This window comes from Veillonella intestinalis (genome assembly GCF_943193155.1).
GTDB lineage: Bacteria > Bacillota > Negativicutes > Veillonellales > Veillonellaceae > Veillonella_A > Veillonella_A intestinalis.
The window spans coordinates 231,198-253,101 of sequence record NZ_CALPDB010000004.1; the positions used below are offsets into that span (position 1 = coordinate 231,198).

Here is a 21,904-nt window from a genome sequence, read left to right on the forward strand (position 1 = left end):
ATATGGAACTTGTCATTACGGCAAAGCCAACCATTATGATTTATTACCACCGTGGTGTAGGGATGGATCAATTTCAAGATGTCTTATATGGCATTGAAGAAGAAGGGATTCCCTATACTTTAGAAGAACGAGCTACTAGTAGCGAAGTGCTTACTATGGCTGATGAAGCATCACATGTATCTGCTTTGTCAGTAGGCTTAGGTTGCACAGCGGATACCTTAGTATTGAGTTATAAAAACTTGCCACCGGAACAGTTTATGTATCGGTTGCAATCGTATAAAAATGAGCGGCAAGCCATGCGGGCGTTGGGGGCCAATGCAGCTCGCTTAGTAAAGGGAAATCCCTTTAAGTCCGACCCCAGATTGGAGGTGGCATTTTGAAAGACGCATTAGGACTCGTAGAAGTAGCTGGTTTAGCAACGGCGATTCATGTAGCGGATGCCATGGTAAAGTCAGCTAATGTGGCTATTATCGATATCGAAAAAGCGAAAGGCAGCGGTTGGATGACCGTGAAGGTTCGCGGCGATGTAGGCGCAGTACAGGCAGCCGTTCAAGCTGGGGCAGCGCAAGCAGAGCAATTTGCTCATTTAATTGCTCAAAAAGTAATTCCAAGACCGGCAGAAGGTTTGGATGCTTGGTTGTTAGCGAGTGGCGGCAATGCTGTATTACAAGGGCTTGCTGAAAAAACTACAGCTGATGATACAAAGGCAAGCACTGATGTTTCAAAGACTGCTGTTGAAAAACCAAAGGCAACAGTCGATAAGCCAAAGGCAACGGCTGATAAGTCAAAGGCGGTTGATGAGGCAAAGGCAGCTAAAACAGATATGCCAGCTACAGCGAAGGCAGAAGCTGTTACTGAACTAGATGAAACAAAGAGTGCATTGCTAGAGGTGTTTAAGCCAGGTAGTACGGCTAAAGCAGAAGCTAAGTCAACTACGGCTACAAGCAAATCTAGTACAGCGACTAAATCAAGTGCAACGGCATCAGGCACTGCTAGTAAGGCAAGCAGTACGGCTAAAGCTACTAGTAGTACAACATCTAAAGGGGCACCGAAAAAAAGACCTAGTCGCGCTAAAACAACGAAGCCAAAGGCATAAGCCTTCGGTATATACAAATAGTAAAGATGTTTTAAAGGAGGATTTACAATGAATAATGCATTAGGCATGGTAGAAACAAAAGGATTAGTAGGCGCTATTGAAGCGGCTGACGCAATGGTAAAAGCAGCAAATGTAACGTTGACTGGCTATGAAAAAATCGGTTCTGGTTTAGTAACTGTTATGGTTCGTGGTGATGTTGGGGCTGTTAAAGCAGCTGTTGATGCTGGTTGTGCAGCAGCTAGCAAAGTGGGTGAAGTGGTATCCACTCATGTAATCCCTCGTCCTCATGGCGATGTAGAAGGCATTTTAGTTAAATAATAACGTATAAAGGATGTAATTATGGATAGAGATGCTTTAAAAGCGCTCATTCGTCAAGTTATCCAAGAAGCACAAACGCCAGTGATTCCTATTGGTATATCTAATCGACATATCCATTTGAGTCAAGCTGATTATGATCATTTATTTCCTCATGTAACATTGGAGCGAAAAAAGGATTTGAAACAGCCTGGCGAGTTTGCCTCAGAGCAGGTAGTAACCTTAGTGGGACCTAAGAATGAAATCACTAAGGTTCGCCTCTTAGGGCCTTTGCGCAAAGAGTCACAAGTTGAAATTTCTATGACCGATGCTCGTACCTTAGGTGTGAATCCACCAATCGTATTATCGGGACATTTGGAAACAGCAGTGCCGATTACGCTTAAAACAGAGCATGCGCAATTGACCTTACCTTGCTGTATTGTGGCGAAACGACATATTCATGTGAATGCAGAGGATGCGCCTAAATTAGGCGTTACCAATGGTGAATCAGTAGCTGTGCGGGTGCGAACTGATCAACGAACAACGGTGTTTGAAGATGTGATTATTCGCGTATCCCCTAACTATGTGACTGAAATGCACTTGGATACAGATGAGGCGAATGCAGCTCAAGTAGGAAATGACACGACAGCAACAATTATAAGGTAGGTGGCAAGTATGCGAAGCATAGACGAAGTGAATGAATTATTGGCAGCGTTTAACCAATGTGTGTTAGAAGGCGCTACACGGACAATTTCAGAAAAAGAAGCCCATACATTACGTGTAGGTATTGATCTTGGAACATCTTCTATCGTAATTGCCGTAGTAGATGCACAGGGGCTGCCTGTATATGGCGCTTTGGAATATGCAAAAGCAGTACGTGATGGATTAGTAGTAGATTATATAGGGGCTGTTACGATTACAAGACAGTTAAAAGCTAAAGCGGAAGAGGCACTAGGTTGTACTTTGACTAGAGCAGCGGCAGCCGTACCACCAGGCACATTAGGTAAAAATAAAGATGTAGTAGGCCATGTATTAGAAGGTGCTGATTTTGAAGTATCCGCTATATACGATGAACCAACGGCTGCAGCTAATGTGCTTGGCTTAGTTAATGGGGCTGTGGTTGATGTAGGTGGTGGCACGACTGGTATTACCATCATTAAACGGAGTAAAGTTAGCTATACCGTTGATGAACCAACTGGGGGCTCTCATATGACATTGGTGTTAAGTGGGAGTTATGGACTTTCTCAAGATGAAGCAGAGGTATTAAAGCGTGATGCTTCACGAGAACGAGAAGTGTATCCCTTGGTACGGCCAGTGGTTGAAAAAATGGCTATTATTTCCGCCAATGCTTTGGTAACTGGTAAATATCGTAAGAATGGTCCTGTACATGTAGTCGGTGGTGCTACGAACTTCACTGAATTTGCCGATACTTTTAAAAAGGTGCTGGGACGTGAGGTGATTAAGCCTCTATATCCGGAATTTGTAACACCTTTAGGAATTGCCTTAGGCAGTTCGTAGAGGCTCTGAAACAGAGGTAATTATGGACGAACTTATTGCAGTAGTACTCAAACGCTTGCAGGCGCGAATGGAAAGCCAAGGCACAGTAGACTTGGCTGACGAAAGCCAGCTTGTTGAAACTATTCTGCTTCGTCATCAGCGTATCGAAGTGACAGGTGTAACCCAGGCCCATTTGGAGGCATTAGTACAACGCCAGCCAGGTCCTTGGTTAACTTGGTTAGATCAAGCGATTGCCTATGGTTGTGAAATTACATTAGTCACGACTATGGCTGTAAATCAACAATGGAATCCACATATGGTGTTAGCTTGGCCACTTCGTTTTATGGATAAACAAGGACGGACAGTATATAGTTTTAAGGAGCGGATAATTAGTGCGTCAGCGATTCGTACCTGCAAGACGAAGTCCGTTATTCTTAAATTTTGTGGACAACGATTCACCGCCTTAGGGTTTGACGAATTGCGGTCCCGCCAGCTGGAATGTGTAGAAGGGACGAAACGATATGCAGACTGGTAGAGTAATAGGTAGTATTGTATCAACACAAAAGCATGATTCCTTAGTAGGCTTAAAGCTTATGATTGTACAATACGTAGATGGCAACCAAGAACCGTTACCTTCCTATGAAGTGGCGGCCGACACGGTGAGCGCGGGGATTGGTGAATATGTGTTATTAACACGTGGTTCGTCAGCACGTCATGTGTTTGGCGATGGACAAAATAATAATAGTGCTGTAGATTGCGCTATTGTTGGTATTATTGATAGTTTTGATAAGTGAGGAGGCCAGCCATGGCAATTTACACAAAAACTGGCGACAAAGGTACGACAGGACTCTTTGACGGCACTCGTGTAGCAAAGAACTCAGAACGAGTGAATACATATGGTACGCTTGACGAGTTAAATGCGCACTTAAGTGTGTGTGAAAAGCTGGTTCGGTATCCAGAAACGAAAACTATCTTACATCGGTTACAAGGCTTGCTTTTTCAGCTTTGTGCAGAAGTAGCGACAGTGGATCAAGCTAAATTACAACAATATAGCACCCTCGTTAGCGAGGCGGATATAAAAGAGCTAGAAGCAATCATTGATCGCTATACGCAAGCCTTGCCACCGCTTAGAAGTTTTATATATCAAGGTAATAATTTAGCTGCTGCAGAATTGCATGTAGCTCGTACAGTATGTCGTAGAGCAGAGCGCATGCTCAATGGGATGCGACAAGGTGAACCAGTAAGACCAACAGCGTTGGCTTTTGTAAATCGCCTATCTGATTGTATTTATACCTTAGCTCGTATGGAAGACTTTATCTTTCACGTAGATGAAATTGTAACAAAAGTAGTAGCAAAAATAGAACAATTACCGGCTGAAGATGTCAGTAAAGGTGATTCAATACAACTTAGCTCAACAGAGATAGGTAAGACAGATGTAGTGCCAGCGACCTTTGGGCAGGCTAGTGCGTTAGATAGTAATGAGGAAGCACAAGTGCTGCGGCGTATGGCACAACAATTATTGGAAGGTGCCACTGCAAAAAGTGAAGCTATAGGCGTACCTGTAGTGATTGCCATTGTGGATCGTCATGGTAATCCCGTGTTGACGTATCGCATGGTAGATGCTTTGTTAGTAAGTACTGATATTGCCGAAGGCAAAGCGTATACAGCAGTAGCACTTAAATGTAAGACTGAACAACTAAATGAAGTAACTCAGCCAGGTGCTGAGTTATATCAAATAGAATCTATGGTTACACGCCCCTTAGTAACATTTGGTGGCGGGTTTCCCTTGACAGTGGCAGGGCGAATTATAGGCGGTCTCGGCATTAGTGGCGGGACAGTGGCTGAAGATATTGCTATTGGAAAGTATGCCATGGATTACATGGAGGCTAATTATGGAAAATAGACAAGAATTAGAACGCATGATTCGCTCAATGGTAATGAGCATGATGAACGGCACCGATACAGGCGCTGCTGTTAGTGAAGGGGCGTTACCTGACGAACCAGGTGTTTTTACAACTGTAAATGCAGCTGTAGCAGCTGCTAAACAAGCGCAAATTCAATTTGAAGAATGTACCTTAGCAACGCGTAGCAAAGCGATTGAAGCAATTCGCCAAGGGATGCGTCCGCTAGTGAATAAATTGGCTCAAATGACCTATGAAGAAACTGGCATGGGACGGGTGGCCGATAAAATTATTAAATTAAACTTAACAATTGATAAAACGCCAGGTGTAGAGGATTTAAAGACAGAATGTGAAACAGGCGATAATGGTATGACTTTATATGAATTATCTCCTTATGGCGTTATTGGCGCTGTTACACCAAGTACCAACCCAAGTGAAACTTTGATTTGTAATGCTATTGGTATGTTGGCAGCGGGCAATGCTATTTTCTTTAGTGTACATCCTGGGGCTAAGCAATTATCCCGTTGGTTGGTAAGCCAATTGAATCGTATTGTAGCCGATGCTATTGGTATTAATAACTTAATTGTTACCATTGCAGAACCTTCTATTGAAGCAGCTCAAGAAATGATGGTACATCCAGATATTCCGTTATTAGTAGTAACAGGTGGCCCTGGGGTAGTACATCAAGCTTTATGCAGTGGCAAGAAGGTTATTGGCGCTGGTGCTGGTAATCCACCAGCTTTTGTTGATGAAACAGCAGATATTCGTAAAGCAGCTCAAGATATTGTAATGGGGGCTAGCTTTGATAATAATATTCTCTGCATTGCTGAAAAAAGTGTAGTAGCTATTCGTTCTATCGTTGATCAGTTAATTAGTGAAATGAAACTGGCAGGAGCGATCCTCATTGAGAAGGAAGAAGAGATTCAGAAGTTACTTGATATTACACTACAAAAAAATGAGACACCAAGCCGTAAATATGTAGGTCGTAATGCAGGTGTTATCTTACGTGATGCTGGTATTGAAGTAGATGGTGATCCTCGTTTGATTATTATGAAAACGGATAAACATCATCCATTCGCTACGATTGAAATGCTTATGCCAATTTTACCAATCATAACAGTAGATAGCTTTGAAGAAGGGTTAGCTACAGCGTTATTCTTAGAAGCAGGCTTGCATCATACAGCTACTATGCATTCCTTAAATATGGAGCGCCTTAATAAAATGGCACGGGCTATGAAAACATCTATTTTTGTTAAGAATGGCCCATCTTATGCTGGTCTTGGCTATAACGGAGAAGGCACTACAACCTTTACGATTGCTACACCAACTGGGGAAGCGACTACTTCGGCTCGTCATTTTGCGCGTCGCCGTCGTTGCTGCTTAACTACAGGCTTCCAAATCCGCTAGGAGGTAGTCTCATGAATAAATGGACCTTTCCTACGCAAATCTATGCAGGTGAAGATGCCTTATTGCGTTTAAGTCATTTTAAGCAAGAAAAAATTCTAGTTGTATGTGATCCGTTTTTAGAAGGGACGGCTAATTTAGAAGAAGTATTAAATTTGATGCGTCCTCATAATGCGGTAAGTGTATATACTGACGTAGTTCCTGACCCGCCTATTGGGCATGTGGTAAAAGGGGTAGAGTTAGTACAACAGCAGCAACCATCCGTGGTAGTGGCCATTGGTGGTGGTTCCGCTATTGATTTAACGAAAGCGATATTATATTTTGTTCGCAAAATGGGCTATCAAGGGGTTCGTCATTTTACAGTAGTACCTACAACCAGTGGTACTGGCTCTGAAGTGACCTCCTTTGCAGTGATTACAGACCCGCAATCACAGACAAAGTATCCCATTGTAGATGATAGTTTATTGCCACAAGAAGCAATTCTAACACCTTTATTTGTGAAAACAGCACCACCAAAGGTAACGGCCTATAGTGGTATGGATGTATTAGTTCATGCCATTGAAGCCCTCGTGGCTAAAGGAGCCAATCATTTTACCGATGCGTTAGCAGAAAAAGCATTGGCATTAGTATTTACATACTTGCCTAAGTGCTTTGCACCAGCTGCTACAGAAGCCAATCGGATGGCTATGCATGAAGCCTCTTGCATGGCTGGGCTAGCTTTTAATCAAGCGGGGTTAGGGATTACTCACGCTTTGGCGCATCAATTAGGTGGTCAATTCCATATTCCTCATGGATTAGCAAATACAATGTTAGTAGCACGCGTGGTTATGTTTAATGCTTTTCACGATGAAACTGCGTATAAAAAATATGTCCAGCTAGCAAAGAAGCTCGGCTTTGCAGAGGCTGATGAAGATTCGCGGGATGCTTTAGTGGCATTAGTAAAAGCAATTTTAAATTTGGCCCGTTCTTTGGAGTGCCCGCTCAATATTACGGCAGCTGCTTCAGTTTCGGCCCAAGAAGCAAGACAGAAAGTATCAGCTATGGCGGCTAAAGCATTACAAGATATGACCTATCAAACGAATCCATATGCCGCTTCGCAAGATGATTTGGAAAATCTATTATTGATGATTATGTAAGGAGCCGCGTATGGACACAACACAAATCCTGATTAGTGAATTTATTGGTACGGCTGTATTAATGGCATTTGGCAGTGGTACAAATGCTTCTGTTTTACTGAAAAATACATTGGCAAAGGCTTTTAACCCGAATTGGATGACGATTATGTTTGGTTGGGCCTTTGGGGTTGCCTTTGCGGTGTATATTGGGATTGCCCTAGGTGGCCCTGCTCATTTGAATCCTGCTTTGACAATAGCATTAGCTGCTGGTGGCATGTTCCCATGGGACCATGTATTACCAGTTAGTTTAGCTCAAATTGCAGGTGCCTTTATGGGTTCGGCTTTGGTTATGCTACATTATTATCCTCATTTTAAACAGACGAAAGAGGACGAAGGTAATGTGGTAGGGATTTTTGCTACAGCACCAACTAGTGATAATCGTGTGCTAAACGTAATTTCTGAAATTATTGCAACCTTTATGTTTATGCTCGCTATTTTATGCTTAGGCAAAATGGGGGATGGTTTATTCCCGTTTATCGTAGGTGTTTTAGTAGCTTCTATTGGTTTATCGTTCGGTTCAACTACAGGGTTTGCGTTAAATCCAGCTCGTGATTTCGGGCCTCGTTTAGCCTATACTATTTTGCCAGTACCAAATCGTGGTGCGACAAATTGGGCGTATGCGTGGGTGCCAATCATTGGGCCAATTATCGGTGCTAGTGCAGCTGTAGGTTTATTCTTAGCGATTGCACCTAAATAGTTAGTAATAGACTAGATAATTTGCTAAATTAATCTAAGTCTAAGACTATATATTTGTGATGGGTCTGTAATATAAAACCTCCCAAAAGTAGCGTTTGCTAATTTATATTACAGGCCATCATTTAAGATAATTACAAGTCATCATAATGAGATATTAATAGGGACACATATTGGTAGAAAGGATATATGTATGGATTTTTTAGAAGCAGTTGAAAACAAACAACGTATTATCCAAGAGTTTGTACCTGGTAAACAGGTTACGATTGCACATATCATTGCCAATCCAAAACCTGAATTATTCCGTAAAATGGGATTGGAAGAAAAGCAGCGTAGTGCTATTGGTATTTTAACAATTACTCCTGGTGAAGGGACTATCATTGCTGCAGATATTGCTACTAAAGCAGCAGGCATTGAATTGGGATTTGTGGATCGCTTTTCAGGCGCCTTGTTAATTACTGGGGATGTATCGAGCGTAGAGTCTGCTATGAAGGGTGTTATTGATGGGTTAGATAAAATTTTAGGTTTTTTCCCTACAAAAATTACGCGTACCTAGTTTAATGTTGATTGTATGGTGTAGTATGGATAATATAATCTAATATGGATAGTATAAATCTGTATAGATACGTATAATTTAGTGTGGATTATATCGACTGATTATTAGTGTAATGCTTATAAATGTTGTATTATGTGTACTTTGCAATAGGTATTCATAGTAATTCTGTAGTATAATAAATAGGTGATTTAAGTGATACCATATCGACTTAGATTGTGAGGTGATTATATGGAACAGGCGCTAAAGACTGTAATTATGGTAGGACGTACGGAGGTTGGTAAAACAACACTAGCTAATACATTGATGTATGGTAGTCCTGAAGCCTTAAAAACACAATCGATTGGTCGAATTGGGTCGATTATTGATACGCCAGGCGAGTTTATTGAAAATCCAATCTATTATCGGGCTATTTTATTAAGTGCCTATGATGCGGATATAGTATTGTTTTTGAATGAAGCTAACGAATCGGAAAGCATCTTTCCTCCTAATTTTGCAGCCTCTTTTAATCGTGAGGTTATTGGAGTTGTAACGAAAGTAGATTTAGGGGGCGACGTAACTAGAGCTCGCAAGAATTTGGAAGCTGCTGGCGTAAAAACAATTTTTGAGATTTCCGTACATGATACTGAATCAGTACAGCGTTTACGTGACTATATTGCGCAGGATAAAGAAGCGTAAGAAAAGTATAGAATGAGCTGTATTATTTATTGTAGTTTGTATGGGATGGATAGATAAGACCTATATTTTTATTAAGCGTAACTATTAGTAGTGGATATGATGGTGGTAACGAATGAATTTTAAGCAAAACTTAGCAAGTGTATTAGCTGGTGCCTACAAGTTAGATTATCGTTGGCTCCACATTAAAGATGATGAAATTTTTATTTATAAAGATGTAAACGATACAGGTGAAACACCGCTAGCTTTACATTTTGATCCTAGCTTTAATCAGCAGGTGATTGCTCTTTGTAAAGAGACTGTTGGTTCTATTAGTGAACCAATTTTGATTAATACAATTTTAGAAGCTCATTGTGCGGCAGAAGCGCATGAAATTTATTATGATGAAACCTTATACGCACAAAAGGCTATGGCTATTCGACATAAGCCAAATGAATTGACCGCTATTTGTGAAACGGGGGAACGTTATTTATTAACCTTGAATGGTGTTGTAAAAACAAACCCTGGTGATTGGGTAATTCGAGGGGTAAATGGTGAAGAATATCCTTGTGACCCTGAGATTTTTAAAATGCTCTACGATGTAATGGATGATGCTAAATAATCACCTTACTATTTAACTTTGTATATTCAGGCACTGGCCGTATAGGCGAGTGCCTTTTTTGATACATAAAACGCCCTTCTCGTGGATTTGATTCGTGCGAATTAATCTTTGAGAAGGGCTTTGTTATATTTGTTATATTGTTGTATATCTAGTATATTACTATATTGCTATATACCTATTCTGGTTTATGGACAAGAACTTTTTCTGTATCGATATGAGGAATCTTGTGGAAATATTCTTGTGCATATTCTAAATCTTCAGGCGTATTAATGTCGATGAAGATATCCGCTTCTAAGGTGTTTTCTTTTAATGGTAATTGAAGTAGCGGCACTTCTTTGTAGAAAGAGTGTAGAAGTTTTTCACCAGCTTCGATTTTTTCTTTCATGATTGGTAAGAGCTGGCGATTATAAATAGCGTGTAAGCAAATATCCTTACCATTAAGCATTGGCACAACTACTTGTGCTACTCCTTGGCTTTCTACCATGCGATCTAACACCACTAAAGACAAGAATGGCATATCTACGCCAATAACAAAGATATTTTCTGCATTACAGTGCTCAAAGGCGGTAGCTACAGCGCCTAGGGTATTGTGACCAGGATAGTTATCTTCCACTACATTAGCGTCTTTTAAAGGTTCGAAGCGATCGAAGAGGGTCTTATTATCGGTAACAATAATGGGATCCTTTTCAAAGGAAAAAGCAAGCATTGTGTAGATAGTTTCGATTAGAGTTTGATCGCCAAATTTGGCAAATACTTTATTGTACCCCATGCGAGAACTGTTGTGGCCTGCTAAGATAACCGGTTGTAAACTTGATAATTTTTCATACATAATAATAACCCCCTTTATATTGTGTGTCTAATTTAATGATACCATAAACGCATAATTAAAATAAAGAAAAATCATGATGAAATTATGAGTTATGGTATAAATTTTGCATAATAGTACACAGGTAAGGGGGTTATATGAGAATAAGGTATACTCGAAATATAAAGTTGAAAATCACTTTTAATAGTAAGCCCATAAGGAACTATTAGTCATTATGTTGCTTAGTGGAGGCTGTATCTCTCAGATTGGTGGCTAAGTTGGTAATTACTTGTCGGATGTTTTAAAACGTAGTGTAAAGGTTGTGCCTTGACCAGGTTCACTTTTTACAGCGACAGAGCCACTATGAATTTCCATGATATGTTTTACTAAAGCAAGACCTAAACCACTGCCTTCGCGCTTGCTATTACGACTTGGATCAGCTTGGTAGAAGCGTTCGAATATACGGCTTTGTTTATCCTTAGGGATACCAATGCCTTCATCTGTAATAGTGACGATAGTAAACCCTTCTTTTAATTCCATATCAACAACTATGTGATTATCTATAGTTTTGCTAAATTTGATAGCGTTGTCAAAGAGATTAATGAAAACCTCTTCTACTAATTTAGGAGACATGAGAAAAGCGGGGCTTTCCCCAGTCATAGCTAAGGTAATATTCTTCCCTTGGCGCTTTGTAGCTAGTTGTTGCCAAGCTGAATTGATAACTGAACGAAGGGACGTTTTTTCAAATAAAACTTCGGAGCCTCCATCTTCAATACGGGAGAGTTTTAAGATAGTATCAATTAACTCTTGCATATGAAGGGCTGCCGTATGAATGTGGCCTCCTAGAACGGTAGCATCGTCTTTATTTGGATACATACCCTTGGCTAAAATTTCAGAGTAACCACTAATAGTAGTTAGTGGCGTTTTTAATTCATGAGATACATTAGACGTGAATTCATGACGTCGTTGTTGCTCTAAGTAGCTTTGGGTAATATCTGAAATGATGATTAAGAGACGGCCTTTGTAACGATCATCTTCTGTGATATGGAAGACGATACGGAAATGTTGGTTATCCTTGTGAAGTAAGTATTCACCGCCTTGATGTTTGCGCATCGCATTGATTACATGTTTACGCCAGTCTACGTCATCCGTCAGGAGCAATAAGGATTCACCATGTAATTCCGTTTTATAATTTAAAAATTCTTTTAAATGTTCGTTATAAGTAATAATGGTACCATCAAGTTCTGCTAGTAATAAGCCTTCCGCCATTTCTTCCATGATGGAACGAAGGGTGTTTTTCTCTGCTTGTAAACGAACGATCATGGCCTCTAGCTCATTCTTTTGGAAGGATAGACGAGAGAGTAGCGGTGTAATTTCAGTATAGGCTTCATCGATAACTAGTTTGGTATCACTATGTGAAGTCCAAGCTTTTACAATTTCTTCAATTGGATAGATGGCATCTGCCGTCCAACGACGTGCTAATAGATAACAGCCACCCGACATGAGCACGAAGAGAGCTAAGAGGCCAGGGGCCGCATCGATAATTACTTTATATACAGTAGAGCCATTACGTGATACTCGTAGAATGGAGTTGTCTGGTAAACGTAAGGCTTCATAGTAGCTAATGGAATGTAATGTTGCAGAATCACGAATATCACTACCTTCGCCTTTGAGAATAGCCTGTGCTATTTCAGGGCGCTGGAGATGATTATCCATGGTTTCTGCATCGTGAGAAGAATCATAGAGGACTTTGCCTTCATAGGAAATCCAAGTAATGCGCAAAGTATTATTGGTGGATTTAGTAATGGCAGCTAATCTCTCTGGCGTCAAAGTACCGGTAGAGGCGATAATTTTGCCTTCTGTGTAAAGGACAGTACGAAAATCATCTTTCCAGTTATTATAGAATAGGTAGCTTAAAATAACGGTACTTACGACTAGACTTAACATACCTAAACCAAAGAGAGCCCGGAAAAATTTCTGTCTCATATGGTGGCCTCCCAGCGGTAGCCAATACCGCGCACTGTTTTAAGGTGACGACCTGCGGTACCCAAATGTTGGCGTAGGGTAACGACGTGCATATCTACGGTTCGAGATTCCCCTTCATAGGAGAAGCCCCACACCACTTCCATTATGCGTTCACGAGAAAGGGCAATCCCTGTATTTTCCATAAAGTATAAAAGAAGTTCATATTCTTTTAGGGTTAAAGTAATCGGTTGATCTTCATAGGTGACAATGCGGCTATCTTTGTCGAGGACTAAGTTGCCACAGGTGAGAATTGATTTTTTTGGTGGGGCTGTAGGGCGAGTGCGCCGTAGTAAAGCTTTAATTCGAGATACTAATTCAACAACACCGAAGGGTTTTGAAATATAATCATCGGCACCACCATCAAGGCCTTGAACCACATCAATTTCTGATGTTTTGGCAGTAATCATAATAATAGGTAAGTCTGTTGTATCAGGGCGTTCGCGAAGTTTATGCAAGATAGAGAGCCCATCTTCTCCTTCTAGCATAATATCCAGTAAGACAAGTTGAGGTCGGCGTTCTTCTAAGGCTGCCCAGAAAGGACTGCTCGACTCGAAGGTGCCGACCTCAAAGCCCTGCCCACTTAGTACATAGGAGATAAGACCGCGGATGCTATCTTCATCTTCTACACAATAGATTAAAGGCTGGGTTTGTTTCATAGTAATCTCCTTATTGATGTAGAAAAAAAGGAACGAACTGCATTGAGTTCGTTCCGGGGCGAGTCATTAACCGAAGCGACCATTAATGTAGTCTGCCGTTTTTGGCTGAGTTGGTTCGGTAAATATTGTCTTCGTTTTATTATATTCTATCAAATCTCCCATCAAGAAGAAAGCAGTTTTATCAGAAATACGGGCTGCTTGTTGCATATTATGCGTTACAATAACGATAGTATAGTCTTCTTTGAGCTCTAAAGCTAGTTCTTCAATCTTAGCTGTAGAGATAGGATCTAGGGCACTAGTTGGTTCGTCCATGAGGATAACGTCAGGGCGAGTAGCCAACGTGCGGGCAATACAAAGACGTTGTTGCTGACCGCCAGATAGGCTAAGGGCACTTTTGTGCAAACGGTCTTTTACTTCATTCCATAAGGAGGCTTGGGTCAAGCTTTTTTCCACGATTTCATCGAGTTCACTAGCTTTAGTGATACCTTGCAAACGAGGGCCAAAAGCTACATTGTCATATAAGCTTTGAGGGAATGGATTTGGTTGTTGGAATACCATGCCTACACGGTGGCGTAGCACGATAGGTTCCATATCGGCGTAAATATCTTCTCCTTCGAGTAAGATTTTACCTTTTACTGTTACATTCCCTTCTAAGTCATTCATGCGGTTTAAAATACGTAAGAATGTAGATTTACCGCAACCGGAAGGACCGATTAAGGCTGTAATTTCATTCTTTTTAATATCCATGTTGATATTTTTTAAGGCATGGAAGGAACCATAGAAAAAGTCTAAATTTTCTACAGTGAAAGCGTTGCCACGAGCTTCGTTAGCGATAGCTTTTGCTTGTGTATTAACAAGTACTTGTGGGTTAGGCATTACAACTTCAGAAATTTCCATTATTTATTCTCTCCTAAGTTTTTACGATTAAGGTGACGGCTTAAGGCACGAGCACCGATACTAAATGTGAATACAAGGGCTAATAATAAGAGGGCGCTCAAGTTGGCCATAGCTTCGGCATTAGATGCAAGCGATTCACTACGGGAGGCCCAAATTTGTAAGGCTAAGGTTTCACCAGAACGGAATGGGTTAAAAGCGTTGGTAGGTGAGGTAATATCTGTACTTGCCCAATTAATATCAGTACTCATACCTGCTGTAAACATAAGTGCCGCAGCTTCACCGAATACACGACCAGCGGCTAAGATAATCCCTGTAATAATGGCTGGGAAAGCGGCTGGTAGTAATACACGACTAATCGTTTGCCATTTGGTAGCGCCTAAGCCATAACTACCTTTTGCATAAGATGGTGGTAAGGCACGCAAGGCGTCTTCTGTAATGGTAGCGATAAGCGGTAAGGTTAAGATAGATACTGTTAAAGCACCAGCAAATAGATTCCATTGTGAGTTGGTCATGATGATAAATACGAGGTAACCAAACAAACCAAGTACGATGGAAGGTAAGGAGGATAAGGTTTCAATGGATATACGCATAATCCGTTGTGCTTTACCTTCAGTAGCATATTCTGCCATATAGATGCCACCACCGATACCGAGTGGTACGCTGATAAGAAGGGCTAAAAATACTAGGTAGACTGTGTTGAACAATTGATTGCCGATCCCCGTTGGCGAAAAGGCTAACAGTTCCAGTTTGAAATCGCTTAGGGCGTTCCACGCAATGTGACCTACAAAGGCGAGTAATAAGAGTAAGACAGCACCGGCTAAGCCGTGGAGGACTAGGGTGATAAGTCTATCGGTGGATAAGGCCCGCTGACGAGGAGCGGGGATGGCTTTACTTGCTCTCACTGAGGGCGCCTCCTTTAGATGTAATGTAACGGATTAGAAGAATAAAGAGTAAGGAAATAATAAAGAGTAAAAGGGCCATAGTCCATAAGGCCATATTATATTCACTGCCTTCCATAGTACCGCCCATATCAGCAGCAATAGCACTCGTTAAGTTAACCGTAGGGTCAAGGAGTGAGGTTGGAAAGGCTTTCATCTTACCAATAACCATAGCAACCGCTAAAGCTTCACCAAAGGCACGTGCTAGGCCTAAGACAACGCCTGCTAAGATACCATGCTTAGCTACTGGCAAAACGATTTTGTAAATTACTTCCCAACGCGTAGCGCCTAGGCCATAGGCCCCTTGGCGGTAGGTTTTGGGAACACTGTTAATAGCATTCATCGTTACAGATGTAATCGTTGGAAAAATCATGAGTGCTAAAACGATGGAAGCAGCTAATACAGAAAAACCACTATGCGCATCGGTGTATTTTTGAATGAAAGGAACAAGAATAGTAAGGCCTAACCAACCATAGATGATTGAAGGAATTCCTACAAAAATTTCAATCACTGGTTGCCAGAATTTACGGCCTAGGCTAGGTGTGATTTCTGCCATATAAATGGCGAGTGCAATACTGATTGGAGTTGCCATCAATAATGCAAGGGCACAGGTAATAAGAGAGCCGACAATGTAAATGCCGGCTCCAACGTGGCCACCCCCGTCGAGCGTGTCGGCGGGTTGCCACTGCGTAGAAAATAGGAATTCTGAAAGACTGTGCCCGTAGATCGTAAAGGTCCCGGTACCGCGATAGAGCAAGAAGATCCCGATAGCTGCGGTTACGACTAACAAGAAGAGACCTGTACCTTTGATTACGTAACGCCAAATTCGATCGGCGCGAAGCGTGCTTTCAATGTTCATCTATTATTTCTCCGTTTTCACTTTAGAGGCTACACCGTAACCTTTGGATTCTAACACTTTACCGTATTCATCAGACATGATGAAATCTAAGTATGCTTTTTGTAATGCATTAGGTTCCCCTTTAGTGTACATGTGTTCAAAGCCCCATACTTTGTAAGAACCGTTGTAACTATTTTCAAGAGTTGGTGCTACACCATCGATGGAGATAGCAGCTACGCTTGAGTTATTTAATAGATAAGGTAAGGCTACATAACCGATAGCACCTGGTGTGTTGGAAATGCTTTGGATAAGTGCACCAGAATCATCTGTTTCTAAGGATTTGTTAGATGCTTCTTGGTTTTTATCAAGGGCAAATTCAGAGAAGAGTGCGCGTGTACCAGAAGTAGATGGACGAGTTACAAGAACTACGTTTTGATCAGGACCGCCTACATCTTTCCAGTTAGTTACTTTGCCAGTGAAGATATCGATTAATTGTTCTTTAGATAAGTTTGGCACTGCTTTAGCAACATCTTTGTTTGCTACAGCAGCTACAGTTACGATAGCTACTTTGTGGTCTACAAGTTCAGCTGCTTTTTCTTTTGGTAATTTGCTTTCTGCTGGCACGTCGGAGTTACCAATGTTTACAGTGCCATCAGATACTTGTTTAAGACCTGTGCCAGAACCACCACCATTTAATACGATGGATACATCAGGATGTTTCTTTTTAAATTCAGCCGCTGCATCTTTAGCAAGAGGGAGTAAGGCTGAAGAACCAGAAGAAGTGATTGTACCTTTTAAAGCTTGTTGTGAATCAGCTGGAGCCGAACCGCTGTTACCGCAACCTGCTAAACCTAAAGCTAACACACTTGCCATAACCATTGCTGTAAGAGCTTTACTTTTGAATTTCATGATTGAATTGCCTCCTAATCGATGGACGTATTTACAAATTTAGTTTGTATACACAGTATACATAAGGTTTGTAAAGTTTATGTCGGAAGCTTTGTAAAAGTTTTGTAAATTTAATAATTAGTGGGAATACTCTCAAATTAAGGCCTAATTAAGGCCTATATAAATAGGTTTTATTATATTAATAACAAGAGCCGATTGTCTTGATAATACAGTGTATTATATGAGGGATCTAGTTTGATTATTTAGGCCCATGCTTGAAAAGAATTACGGTGAGGTATACAATAAGTGGTAGTAATTTTTATTGAGGTGACTTATGAGACCTACTCACTTAGAAATTGATACGGCGATTATCCGTGAAAATTTACGTCGTATTAAAGATAGTTTGCCAGAATGGAGTACTAGTACGGCTGTTATTAAAGCCAATGGATATGGTCATGGCAGTGTTATGGTTGGCCGAATTGCGGTAGAAGAAGGTTACGAATCATTAGCGGTAGCATTTCCAGAAGAAGCTTTGCCATTACGGGCAGCAGGGATTACGGTTCCTATTTATTTATTAGGGATTACGCTGCCACAGTCTTTTGATTTAATTATAGAAGGCAATTCACGGCCTGCTATTTGTGAATCTACTGATTTGGAGGCTTTAGAAGCTTGTGCAGCTCGTCATGAAACGATTATTGAATGTTGTATTGCCGTTGATACAGGGATGCACCGTATAGGTGTGCATCCAGATAGAGCGCTTGATTTTATGCAGGAAGTAGAGTCGTATCCTCATCTTCGAGTAGATGGTTTCTTTTCACATATGGCGAGTGCTGATGCGGCAGATAAAACCAGTGCCCATAAACAGACCGAGTTATTCCGGCATATGGTAGAAATGATTCGTGCTCATCGTTCAGATCCTTTCCGCTTTTCTATGGCCAATAGTGCTGGCTTATTGGCTGTGAAAGATAGTCTGTTTACAGATGCTCGCCCTGGTATTATTCAATATGGGATTATGCCATCCTTAGATGTGCCAAATCGTTTAGGTCTACGTCCGGCGCTTAGTTTACATAGTAAAGTTGTTCATGTGCAACATTTAAAAGCCGGTGAACGGATTGGCTATGGTGGTACTTATACGACAGACCGTTTAACTACGATTGCTACAATTCCTGTAGGCTATGCTGATGGTTATCCAAGGAGTTTATCCAATCGGGGTGCTGTCTTAATTCATGGACATCGTTGTCCAATTGTAGGGCGTGTTTGCATGGATCAGTTGATGGTAGCCATGCCTGAAGGGGTGCCAGTACATCCTGGTGATGCAGTGGTATTGATTGGTACACAGGGGGACGAAAGTATAACTGTATTGGAGATTGCCACTTTGGTGGGTACTATTCCATATGAAATATTCTGTGATTTTTCAGAACGAGTGCCAAGAATTTATGTGTAGTTGGTAATTGAAGAGAAATATATTGATATAAAAGCCGATACATCCAGTTAGAAATGGATGTATCGGCTTTTTAAGTTATGCGAAAATTTTGAATTCTTGGGCAAGATAGTTTATTGTTGATGGTAAAATTCTAGCATTTAATTGGGTGTAGCGTTATTCTAAGTGTATTTGAAAAGTTGAACAATATAAAAAATATATGGACTTCATTTAGTAAATGTTAAAACATAAAGTTAATATTGAAAATTTTTAGTATCCATTAATTTTTCTATAATAGTACCGAATCGACGAAGGATATTTTTGATATTTTCTATATGCTCTGGGGTAGCATCGAAAATGAGGAAGCTAATGCTTAAGGCTGCTACAATTTTATGATTCATGCGTAGAGGTATGGCAATACAACGGGCATATTTTGTGATTTCCTCTTCTTCATAGGTGAATTCACCATGTTCATCTTTGTGAATGTCTTCATATAAAGCATCCAATGTAGGCAGAGTCCGTTCGGTTAATAGTGGCAGTGGATCTACAAATAGTTCATTCAAATCTTTGCGACTATGGTCGAATAAGAGTGCTTTTCCTAGCGCCGTTGCATAGGCAGGAAGACGTTTACCTATGGATGAAATTAGTTGAATTGGTTTAGGGCTAGTTACTTTTTGTAAATACATTATTTGGTTACCTTCTAAAATGCCTAGGTGAATAGTTTCTTTACAGAGAGAAGACATGGTTTCCATCTGGTCTTTAATAAGCGTTAAAATATCGCCACTGTGTTGATAGGTGCTGCCAATGACAAAGATTTCTTTGCCAATGGTATAGATGAGTGAGTCTTCATTGCATTGTAAATAGTTATTATCTACTAAAGTTTTTAAAATAGGTGTTAGTGTACTTTTAGGGTAACCTAATTGCGTAGCTATTTGTGACATAGTAAGGCTATTACTGCCAGCTATAACTTCTAATATTTTGATTACTCGTAAGGTTGGTTTATGTTGAGGGGTAGATATTATTTGGGGAATTGAATTATCCATTTAAATTATAATAACTCCTTTCGTTTGGGGATATATTGTAACTGTATTTTAACATATTGAGTTTGTATATACGTACTATAATCTAATTTTCGCAATTGGTGTTTGCATTTATCCATTAATATGCTGAATTGGCATTACGTATATACGTAATATATTGACTTTTACGAATTGTAAACATAAGATAAAGATATAAATTATTAAAGTGATTGCATTCAATATTTTAGATTATTTTAGGAGGTGTTTTTCATGAAAGCTAAGTATATTTCGCCTATTTTAACATCTTTAAATTCTGATGAGTCTGTGAATTATGAGGATATGCATGCATTTTATGATAAATTAATTGCTGCTGGCATTAATGGTGTATTAGCTGGTGGTAGTGCGGGTGAATTTTATGCATTTTCTTATGAAGAAGTTAAAGAACTTATTTTAGATGCTATTGAATATGGTAAAGGGCGTTGGGAAGTGATTGCCGGCACGGGACGCATGGTGAAGGCAGAAACAATCCAGTTGTCAAATGAGGTGTTGAAGGCAGGGGCTGATGCGGTTATTATTGTAGGCCCTTATTATAGTGCTTGTAATAATGAGGATGTATTTGCCTATTACGATGAAGTGTTAGGAGCAATTAATGGCCCTGTATACTTATATAATTATGGTGATCGTACTGGCTATGATGTGTCTGCAGAAACTTTGCTTCGGTTGCGTGAAAAGCATGATAATCTAGTGGGTGTTAAAGATACTCATTCTGTACTTCGTCATACACAACGATATATTCAATTTTTAAAGCCGAAATATCCTGATTTTAAAATTTATACAGGTTATGATAATAATTGTATACCATCGGTGATTTCTGGTGGTGATGGTTGCATCGGTGCATTATCGAATATTGATCCAGAGATGTGTGTGAATGTAATTAAGGCTTTAGATACAGAAGATTTAAACGCTTTAAAAGAGTTGCAGCGTCAAATTGATGCCTATTTTGCTTTCTATGAAGTGCATGTTCCATTTAATCCTGTTATGAAATGGGCTATTAATGAATTAGGCGGTCCAATGAAGGAAACTTGTCGAGTACCAATTAAACCTCTAACTGATGTTGAAAAAGAAGCATTATCTCCAATTGCTGAGGCTTTATGGCGTCATAAAATTAAATAAATTGCTGGGTATGGCAGGATAAAAATATAGCCTTGTGGAATTTATTTAGTAAGAGTAATTGGCTTAATATATAGTCAATTTTACATTAGCGGTAAGAAATATTTAATGAATTGGAGGCAGTACAACATGGTTAATCGTATGATTCTAAATGAAACATCTTATTTTGGTTTTGGTGCTATCCAAAAGATTGTGGACGAATTAAAAGCTAATAATTTGAAAAAAGTGTTAGTCACAACTGATAAAGATTTAATCAAATTCGGTGTAGCTACCAAAGTAACTGCATTGCTTGATGAAGCGGGTGTACCATATGAGATTTTTGATGAATTAAAAGCAAATCCGACTATTAAAAATGTTCAAGATGGTGTAGAAGCTTGTAAAAAGGCAGAAGCGGATTGTATTGTTGCTATTGGCGGTGGCAGTACGATTGATACAAGTAAAGCGATTGCTATTATTATGACTAATCCAGAGTTTGCTGATGTGCGTAGTTTGGAAGGTGTAGCAGATACTAAAAATAAATGTTTGCCAATTATTGCTGTAACTACTACTTCAGGTACTGCAGCTGAAGTAACGATTAATTATGTTATTACTGATGAAGAAAAACGACGTAAATTTGTATGTGCTGATCCTCACGATATTCCAATTGTAGCTATTGTAGATCCAGATATGTCATTAGGTATGCCTAAAGGTTTATGTGCCGCTACGGGGATGGATGCATTGGTTCATGCTGTAGAAGGCTTTTTGACTCGTGGTGCATGGGAAATGACTGATATGCTTCATTTGAAAGCGATAGAAATTATTGGACGTTCATTACGAAGTGCTGTAGCTGGTGATCCAAAAGCTCGAGAAGAGATGGCCCTTGGTCAGTATATTGCAGGCATGGGATTTTCGAATGTAGGTCTTGGTATTGTTCATTCTATGGCTCATCCATTGAGTGCGTTATATGATATTCCTCATGGTAAAGCCTGTGCGATGATGTTGACTGCGGTATTAAAATTTAATGCACCAGCGACTGGTGAAAAATATCGTGATCTAGCAAAAGCGATGGGAGTAACTGGTGTAGAGTCTATGAGTCAAGATGAATATCGCGCGGCTGCAATTGATGCAGTTCAAAAGTTAGCGGATGATGTAGAAATACCTAAGAGCTTGAAAGAAGCAGGGGTATTGGAAAAAGATTTACAATTTTTAGCAGAATCAGCATTTGCTGATGTATGTACACCAGGCAATCCTAGAGATGTGTCACAAGCTGAGATCGAAGAAATCTATCGCTCTATTTTATAGAATAATAGGTCACTTTTAAAAGCAAAATAATTATATATTTAGACTAATAGCTGTAACTTAAATGATGGAGTAACTTTC

25 protein-coding genes are annotated in these 21,904 nt (G+C 40.1%); 17 read left to right on the plus strand and 8 right to left on the minus strand.

Translation table 11 applies throughout. From position 1 onward, the window contains the following. The first annotated feature begins 2 nt into the window (after positions 1 to 2). The 14 genes from NFR44_RS06305 to NFR44_RS06370 all read left to right on the plus strand — a co-directional run bounded on the left by NFR44_RS06305 (position 3) and on the right by NFR44_RS06370 (position 9,889). Positions 3 to 380: a glycerol dehydratase reactivase beta/small subunit family protein gene (locus NFR44_RS06305; protein WP_251442308.1), complete on the plus strand. Its 378-nt coding sequence runs from the start codon at positions 3 to 5 to the stop codon at positions 378 to 380. After that, positions 377 to 1,096: a BMC domain-containing protein gene (locus tag NFR44_RS09450; protein ID WP_277612779.1), complete on the plus strand. Its 720-nt coding sequence runs from the start codon at positions 377 to 379 to the stop codon at positions 1,094 to 1,096. The genes NFR44_RS06305 and NFR44_RS09450 overlap by 4 nt, the downstream gene beginning before the upstream one ends. A gap of 48 nt (positions 1,097 to 1,144) precedes the next feature. After that, positions 1,145 to 1,414 (plus strand): propanediol utilization microcompartment protein PduA, encoded by a 270-nt coding sequence (pduA, locus tag NFR44_RS06315; RefSeq protein ID WP_251442310.1) that lies wholly within the window; start codon positions 1,145 to 1,147, stop codon positions 1,412 to 1,414. A 21-nt stretch (positions 1,415 to 1,435) separates the two neighbouring features. Further along, entirely contained in the window at positions 1,436 to 2,056 is a 621-nt protein-coding gene (gene pduL, locus NFR44_RS06320; protein ID WP_251442324.1) for a phosphate propanoyltransferase, read from the plus strand. 9 nt (positions 2,057 to 2,065) lie between these two features. Further along, positions 2,066 to 2,908 carry an ethanolamine utilization protein EutJ gene (eutJ, locus tag NFR44_RS06325; protein ID WP_251442327.1) on the plus strand — a complete coding sequence of 281 codons (843 nt, stop codon included), beginning with the start codon at positions 2,066 to 2,068 and terminating at the stop codon, positions 2,906 to 2,908. Positions 2,909 to 2,930: 22 nt separating this feature from the next. After that, entirely contained in the window at positions 2,931 to 3,422 is a 492-nt protein-coding gene (gene pduM / locus NFR44_RS06330; RefSeq protein WP_251442330.1) for a PduM family microcompartment protein, read from the plus strand. After that, the gene (locus NFR44_RS06335) at positions 3,409 to 3,681 is read left to right on the plus strand and encodes a EutN/CcmL family microcompartment protein (protein ID WP_251442343.1); all 273 of its coding nucleotides are present in this window, start codon (positions 3,409 to 3,411) and stop codon (positions 3,679 to 3,681) included. Before pduM ends, NFR44_RS06335 begins: the two co-directional genes overlap by 14 nt. Positions 3,682 to 3,692: 11 nt before the next feature. Next, positions 3,693 to 4,790 carry a cob(I)yrinic acid a,c-diamide adenosyltransferase gene (locus NFR44_RS06340; protein ID WP_251442357.1) on the plus strand — a complete coding sequence of 366 codons (1,098 nt, stop codon included), beginning with the start codon at positions 3,693 to 3,695 and terminating at the stop codon, positions 4,788 to 4,790. Continuing rightward, positions 4,780 to 6,195 carry an aldehyde dehydrogenase family protein gene (locus NFR44_RS06345; protein WP_251442373.1) on the plus strand — a complete coding sequence of 472 codons (1,416 nt, stop codon included), beginning with the start codon at positions 4,780 to 4,782 and terminating at the stop codon, positions 6,193 to 6,195. Before NFR44_RS06340 ends, NFR44_RS06345 begins: the two co-directional genes overlap by 11 nt. An 11-nt stretch (positions 6,196 to 6,206) precedes the next feature. Then, positions 6,207 to 7,328, plus strand: coding sequence for a 1-propanol dehydrogenase PduQ (locus tag NFR44_RS06350; RefSeq protein WP_251442376.1), 1,122 nt, complete (start codon positions 6,207 to 6,209; stop codon positions 7,326 to 7,328). A 10-nt stretch (positions 7,329 to 7,338) separates the two neighbouring features. Further along, entirely contained in the window at positions 7,339 to 8,064 is a 726-nt protein-coding gene (locus tag NFR44_RS06355) for an MIP/aquaporin family protein (protein WP_251442378.1), read from the plus strand. A 189-nt stretch (positions 8,065 to 8,253) separates the two neighbouring features. Then, positions 8,254 to 8,616 (plus strand): ethanolamine utilization microcompartment protein EutS, encoded by a 363-nt coding sequence (eutS, locus tag NFR44_RS06360; protein WP_115310717.1) that lies wholly within the window; start codon positions 8,254 to 8,256, stop codon positions 8,614 to 8,616. Positions 8,617 to 8,844: 228 nt separating this feature from the next. Further along, positions 8,845 to 9,291, plus strand: a complete 447-nt coding sequence (locus NFR44_RS06365; protein ID WP_251442381.1) for a EutP/PduV family microcompartment system protein — start codon at positions 8,845 to 8,847, stop codon at positions 9,289 to 9,291. A gap of 112 nt (positions 9,292 to 9,403) precedes the next feature. Further along, a complete protein-coding gene (locus tag NFR44_RS06370; protein WP_251442383.1) occupies positions 9,404 to 9,889 on the plus strand; it encodes a hypothetical protein in 486 nt (161 codons plus the stop codon). Between the two features lie 175 nt (positions 9,890 to 10,064). Here the strand turns inward: NFR44_RS06370 and mobA are convergent, their stop codons facing one another. The 7 genes from mobA to NFR44_RS06405 all read right to left on the minus strand — a co-directional run bounded on the left by mobA (position 10,065) and on the right by NFR44_RS06405 (position 16,957). Further along, on the minus strand, positions 10,065 to 10,718 hold the full coding sequence (mobA, locus tag NFR44_RS06375; RefSeq protein WP_251442386.1) for a molybdenum cofactor guanylyltransferase: 654 nt from the start codon (positions 10,716 to 10,718) through the stop codon (positions 10,065 to 10,067). Positions 10,719 to 10,979: 261 nt separating this feature from the next. After that, positions 10,980 to 12,680 (minus strand): sensor histidine kinase, encoded by a 1,701-nt coding sequence (locus tag NFR44_RS06380; RefSeq protein ID WP_251442389.1) that lies wholly within the window; start codon positions 12,678 to 12,680, stop codon positions 10,980 to 10,982. After that, positions 12,677 to 13,375, minus strand: a complete 699-nt coding sequence (locus tag NFR44_RS06385) for a response regulator (protein WP_251442392.1) — start codon at positions 13,373 to 13,375, stop codon at positions 12,677 to 12,679. Before NFR44_RS06385 ends, NFR44_RS06380 begins: the two co-directional genes overlap by 4 nt. Positions 13,376 to 13,441: 66 nt before the next feature. Beyond that, entirely contained in the window at positions 13,442 to 14,272 is an 831-nt protein-coding gene (gene pstB / locus NFR44_RS06390; RefSeq protein WP_251442409.1) for a phosphate ABC transporter ATP-binding protein PstB, read from the minus strand. Continuing rightward, on the minus strand, positions 14,272 to 15,174 hold the full coding sequence (gene pstA / locus NFR44_RS06395) for a phosphate ABC transporter permease PstA (RefSeq protein ID WP_251442412.1): 903 nt from the start codon (positions 15,172 to 15,174) through the stop codon (positions 14,272 to 14,274). Before pstA ends, pstB begins: the two co-directional genes overlap by 1 nt. Continuing rightward, positions 15,161 to 16,069, minus strand: coding sequence for a phosphate ABC transporter permease subunit PstC (gene pstC / locus NFR44_RS06400; protein ID WP_251442415.1), 909 nt, complete (start codon positions 16,067 to 16,069; stop codon positions 15,161 to 15,163). The genes pstA and pstC overlap by 14 nt, the downstream gene beginning before the upstream one ends. Before the next feature lie 3 nt (positions 16,070 to 16,072). Beyond that, on the minus strand, positions 16,073 to 16,957 hold the full coding sequence (locus tag NFR44_RS06405) for a phosphate ABC transporter substrate-binding protein (RefSeq protein WP_251442418.1): 885 nt from the start codon (positions 16,955 to 16,957) through the stop codon (positions 16,073 to 16,075). Between the two features lie 313 nt (positions 16,958 to 17,270). On the opposite strand from NFR44_RS06405, the gene alr reads away from it, so the two are divergent. Beyond that, positions 17,271 to 18,380, plus strand: a complete 1,110-nt coding sequence (alr, locus tag NFR44_RS06410) for an alanine racemase (RefSeq protein ID WP_251442419.1) — start codon at positions 17,271 to 17,273, stop codon at positions 18,378 to 18,380. A gap of 230 nt (positions 18,381 to 18,610) precedes the next feature. Here alr and NFR44_RS06415 read toward each other — a convergent pair whose 3' ends face one another. Continuing rightward, entirely contained in the window at positions 18,611 to 19,399 is a 789-nt protein-coding gene (locus tag NFR44_RS06415; protein ID WP_277612547.1) for an IclR family transcriptional regulator, read from the minus strand. A 246-nt stretch (positions 19,400 to 19,645) separates the two neighbouring features. Here NFR44_RS06415 and NFR44_RS06420 point away from each other — a divergent pair, with 246 nt between their 5' ends. Both NFR44_RS06420 and fucO read left to right on the plus strand, forming a co-directional pair. Then, a complete protein-coding gene (locus tag NFR44_RS06420) occupies positions 19,646 to 20,548 on the plus strand; it encodes a dihydrodipicolinate synthase family protein (protein ID WP_251442423.1) in 903 nt (300 codons plus the stop codon). A 126-nt stretch (positions 20,549 to 20,674) separates the two neighbouring features. Continuing rightward, entirely contained in the window at positions 20,675 to 21,826 is a 1,152-nt protein-coding gene (gene fucO, locus NFR44_RS06425; RefSeq protein ID WP_251442425.1) for a lactaldehyde reductase, read from the plus strand. Positions 21,827 to 21,904 lie beyond the last annotated feature (78 nt).

Excerpts from the sequence above, each read along its gene's own strand:
- NFR44_RS06305 (WP_251442308.1), top strand. The coding sequence starts at position 3 with ATGGAACTTGTCATTACGGCAAAGCCAACCATTATGATTTATTACCAC.
- pduA (WP_251442310.1), top strand. The coding sequence starts at position 1,145 with ATGAATAATGCATTAGGCATGGTAGAAACAAAAGGATTAGTAGGCGCT.
- pduL (WP_251442324.1), top strand. The coding sequence starts at position 1,436 with ATGGATAGAGATGCTTTAAAAGCGCTCATTCGTCAAGTTATCCAAGAA.
- eutJ (WP_251442327.1), top strand. The coding sequence starts at position 2,066 with ATGCGAAGCATAGACGAAGTGAATGAATTATTGGCAGCGTTTAACCAA.
- pduM (WP_251442330.1), top strand. The coding sequence starts at position 2,931 with ATGGACGAACTTATTGCAGTAGTACTCAAACGCTTGCAGGCGCGAATG.
- NFR44_RS06335 (WP_251442343.1), top strand. The coding sequence starts at position 3,409 with ATGCAGACTGGTAGAGTAATAGGTAGTATTGTATCAACACAAAAGCAT.
- NFR44_RS06340 (WP_251442357.1), top strand. The coding sequence starts at position 3,693 with ATGGCAATTTACACAAAAACTGGCGACAAAGGTACGACAGGACTCTTT.
- NFR44_RS06345 (WP_251442373.1), top strand. The coding sequence starts at position 4,780 with ATGGAAAATAGACAAGAATTAGAACGCATGATTCGCTCAATGGTAATG.
- NFR44_RS06350 (WP_251442376.1), top strand. The coding sequence starts at position 6,207 with ATGAATAAATGGACCTTTCCTACGCAAATCTATGCAGGTGAAGATGCC.
- NFR44_RS06355 (WP_251442378.1), top strand. The coding sequence starts at position 7,339 with ATGGACACAACACAAATCCTGATTAGTGAATTTATTGGTACGGCTGTA.
- eutS (WP_115310717.1), top strand. The coding sequence starts at position 8,254 with ATGGATTTTTTAGAAGCAGTTGAAAACAAACAACGTATTATCCAAGAG.
- NFR44_RS06365 (WP_251442381.1), top strand. The coding sequence starts at position 8,845 with ATGGAACAGGCGCTAAAGACTGTAATTATGGTAGGACGTACGGAGGTT.
- NFR44_RS06370 (WP_251442383.1), top strand. The coding sequence starts at position 9,404 with ATGAATTTTAAGCAAAACTTAGCAAGTGTATTAGCTGGTGCCTACAAG.
- mobA (WP_251442386.1), bottom strand. The coding sequence starts at position 10,718 with ATGTATGAAAAATTATCAAGTTTACAACCGGTTATCTTAGCAGGCCAC.
- NFR44_RS06380 (WP_251442389.1), bottom strand. The coding sequence starts at position 12,680 with ATGAGACAGAAATTTTTCCGGGCTCTCTTTGGTTTAGGTATGTTAAGT.
- NFR44_RS06385 (WP_251442392.1), bottom strand. The coding sequence starts at position 13,375 with ATGAAACAAACCCAGCCTTTAATCTATTGTGTAGAAGATGAAGATAGC.
- pstB (WP_251442409.1), bottom strand. The coding sequence starts at position 14,272 with ATGGAAATTTCTGAAGTTGTAATGCCTAACCCACAAGTACTTGTTAAT.
- pstC (WP_251442415.1), bottom strand. The coding sequence starts at position 16,069 with ATGAACATTGAAAGCACGCTTCGCGCCGATCGAATTTGGCGTTACGTA.
- NFR44_RS06405 (WP_251442418.1), bottom strand. The coding sequence starts at position 16,957 with ATGAAATTCAAAAGTAAAGCTCTTACAGCAATGGTTATGGCAAGTGTG.
- alr (WP_251442419.1), top strand. The coding sequence starts at position 17,271 with ATGAGACCTACTCACTTAGAAATTGATACGGCGATTATCCGTGAAAAT.
- NFR44_RS06415 (WP_277612547.1), bottom strand. The coding sequence starts at position 19,399 with ATGGATAATTCAATTCCCCAAATAATATCTACCCCTCAACATAAACCA.
- NFR44_RS06420 (WP_251442423.1), top strand. The coding sequence starts at position 19,646 with ATGAAAGCTAAGTATATTTCGCCTATTTTAACATCTTTAAATTCTGAT.
- fucO (WP_251442425.1), top strand. The coding sequence starts at position 20,675 with ATGGTTAATCGTATGATTCTAAATGAAACATCTTATTTTGGTTTTGGT.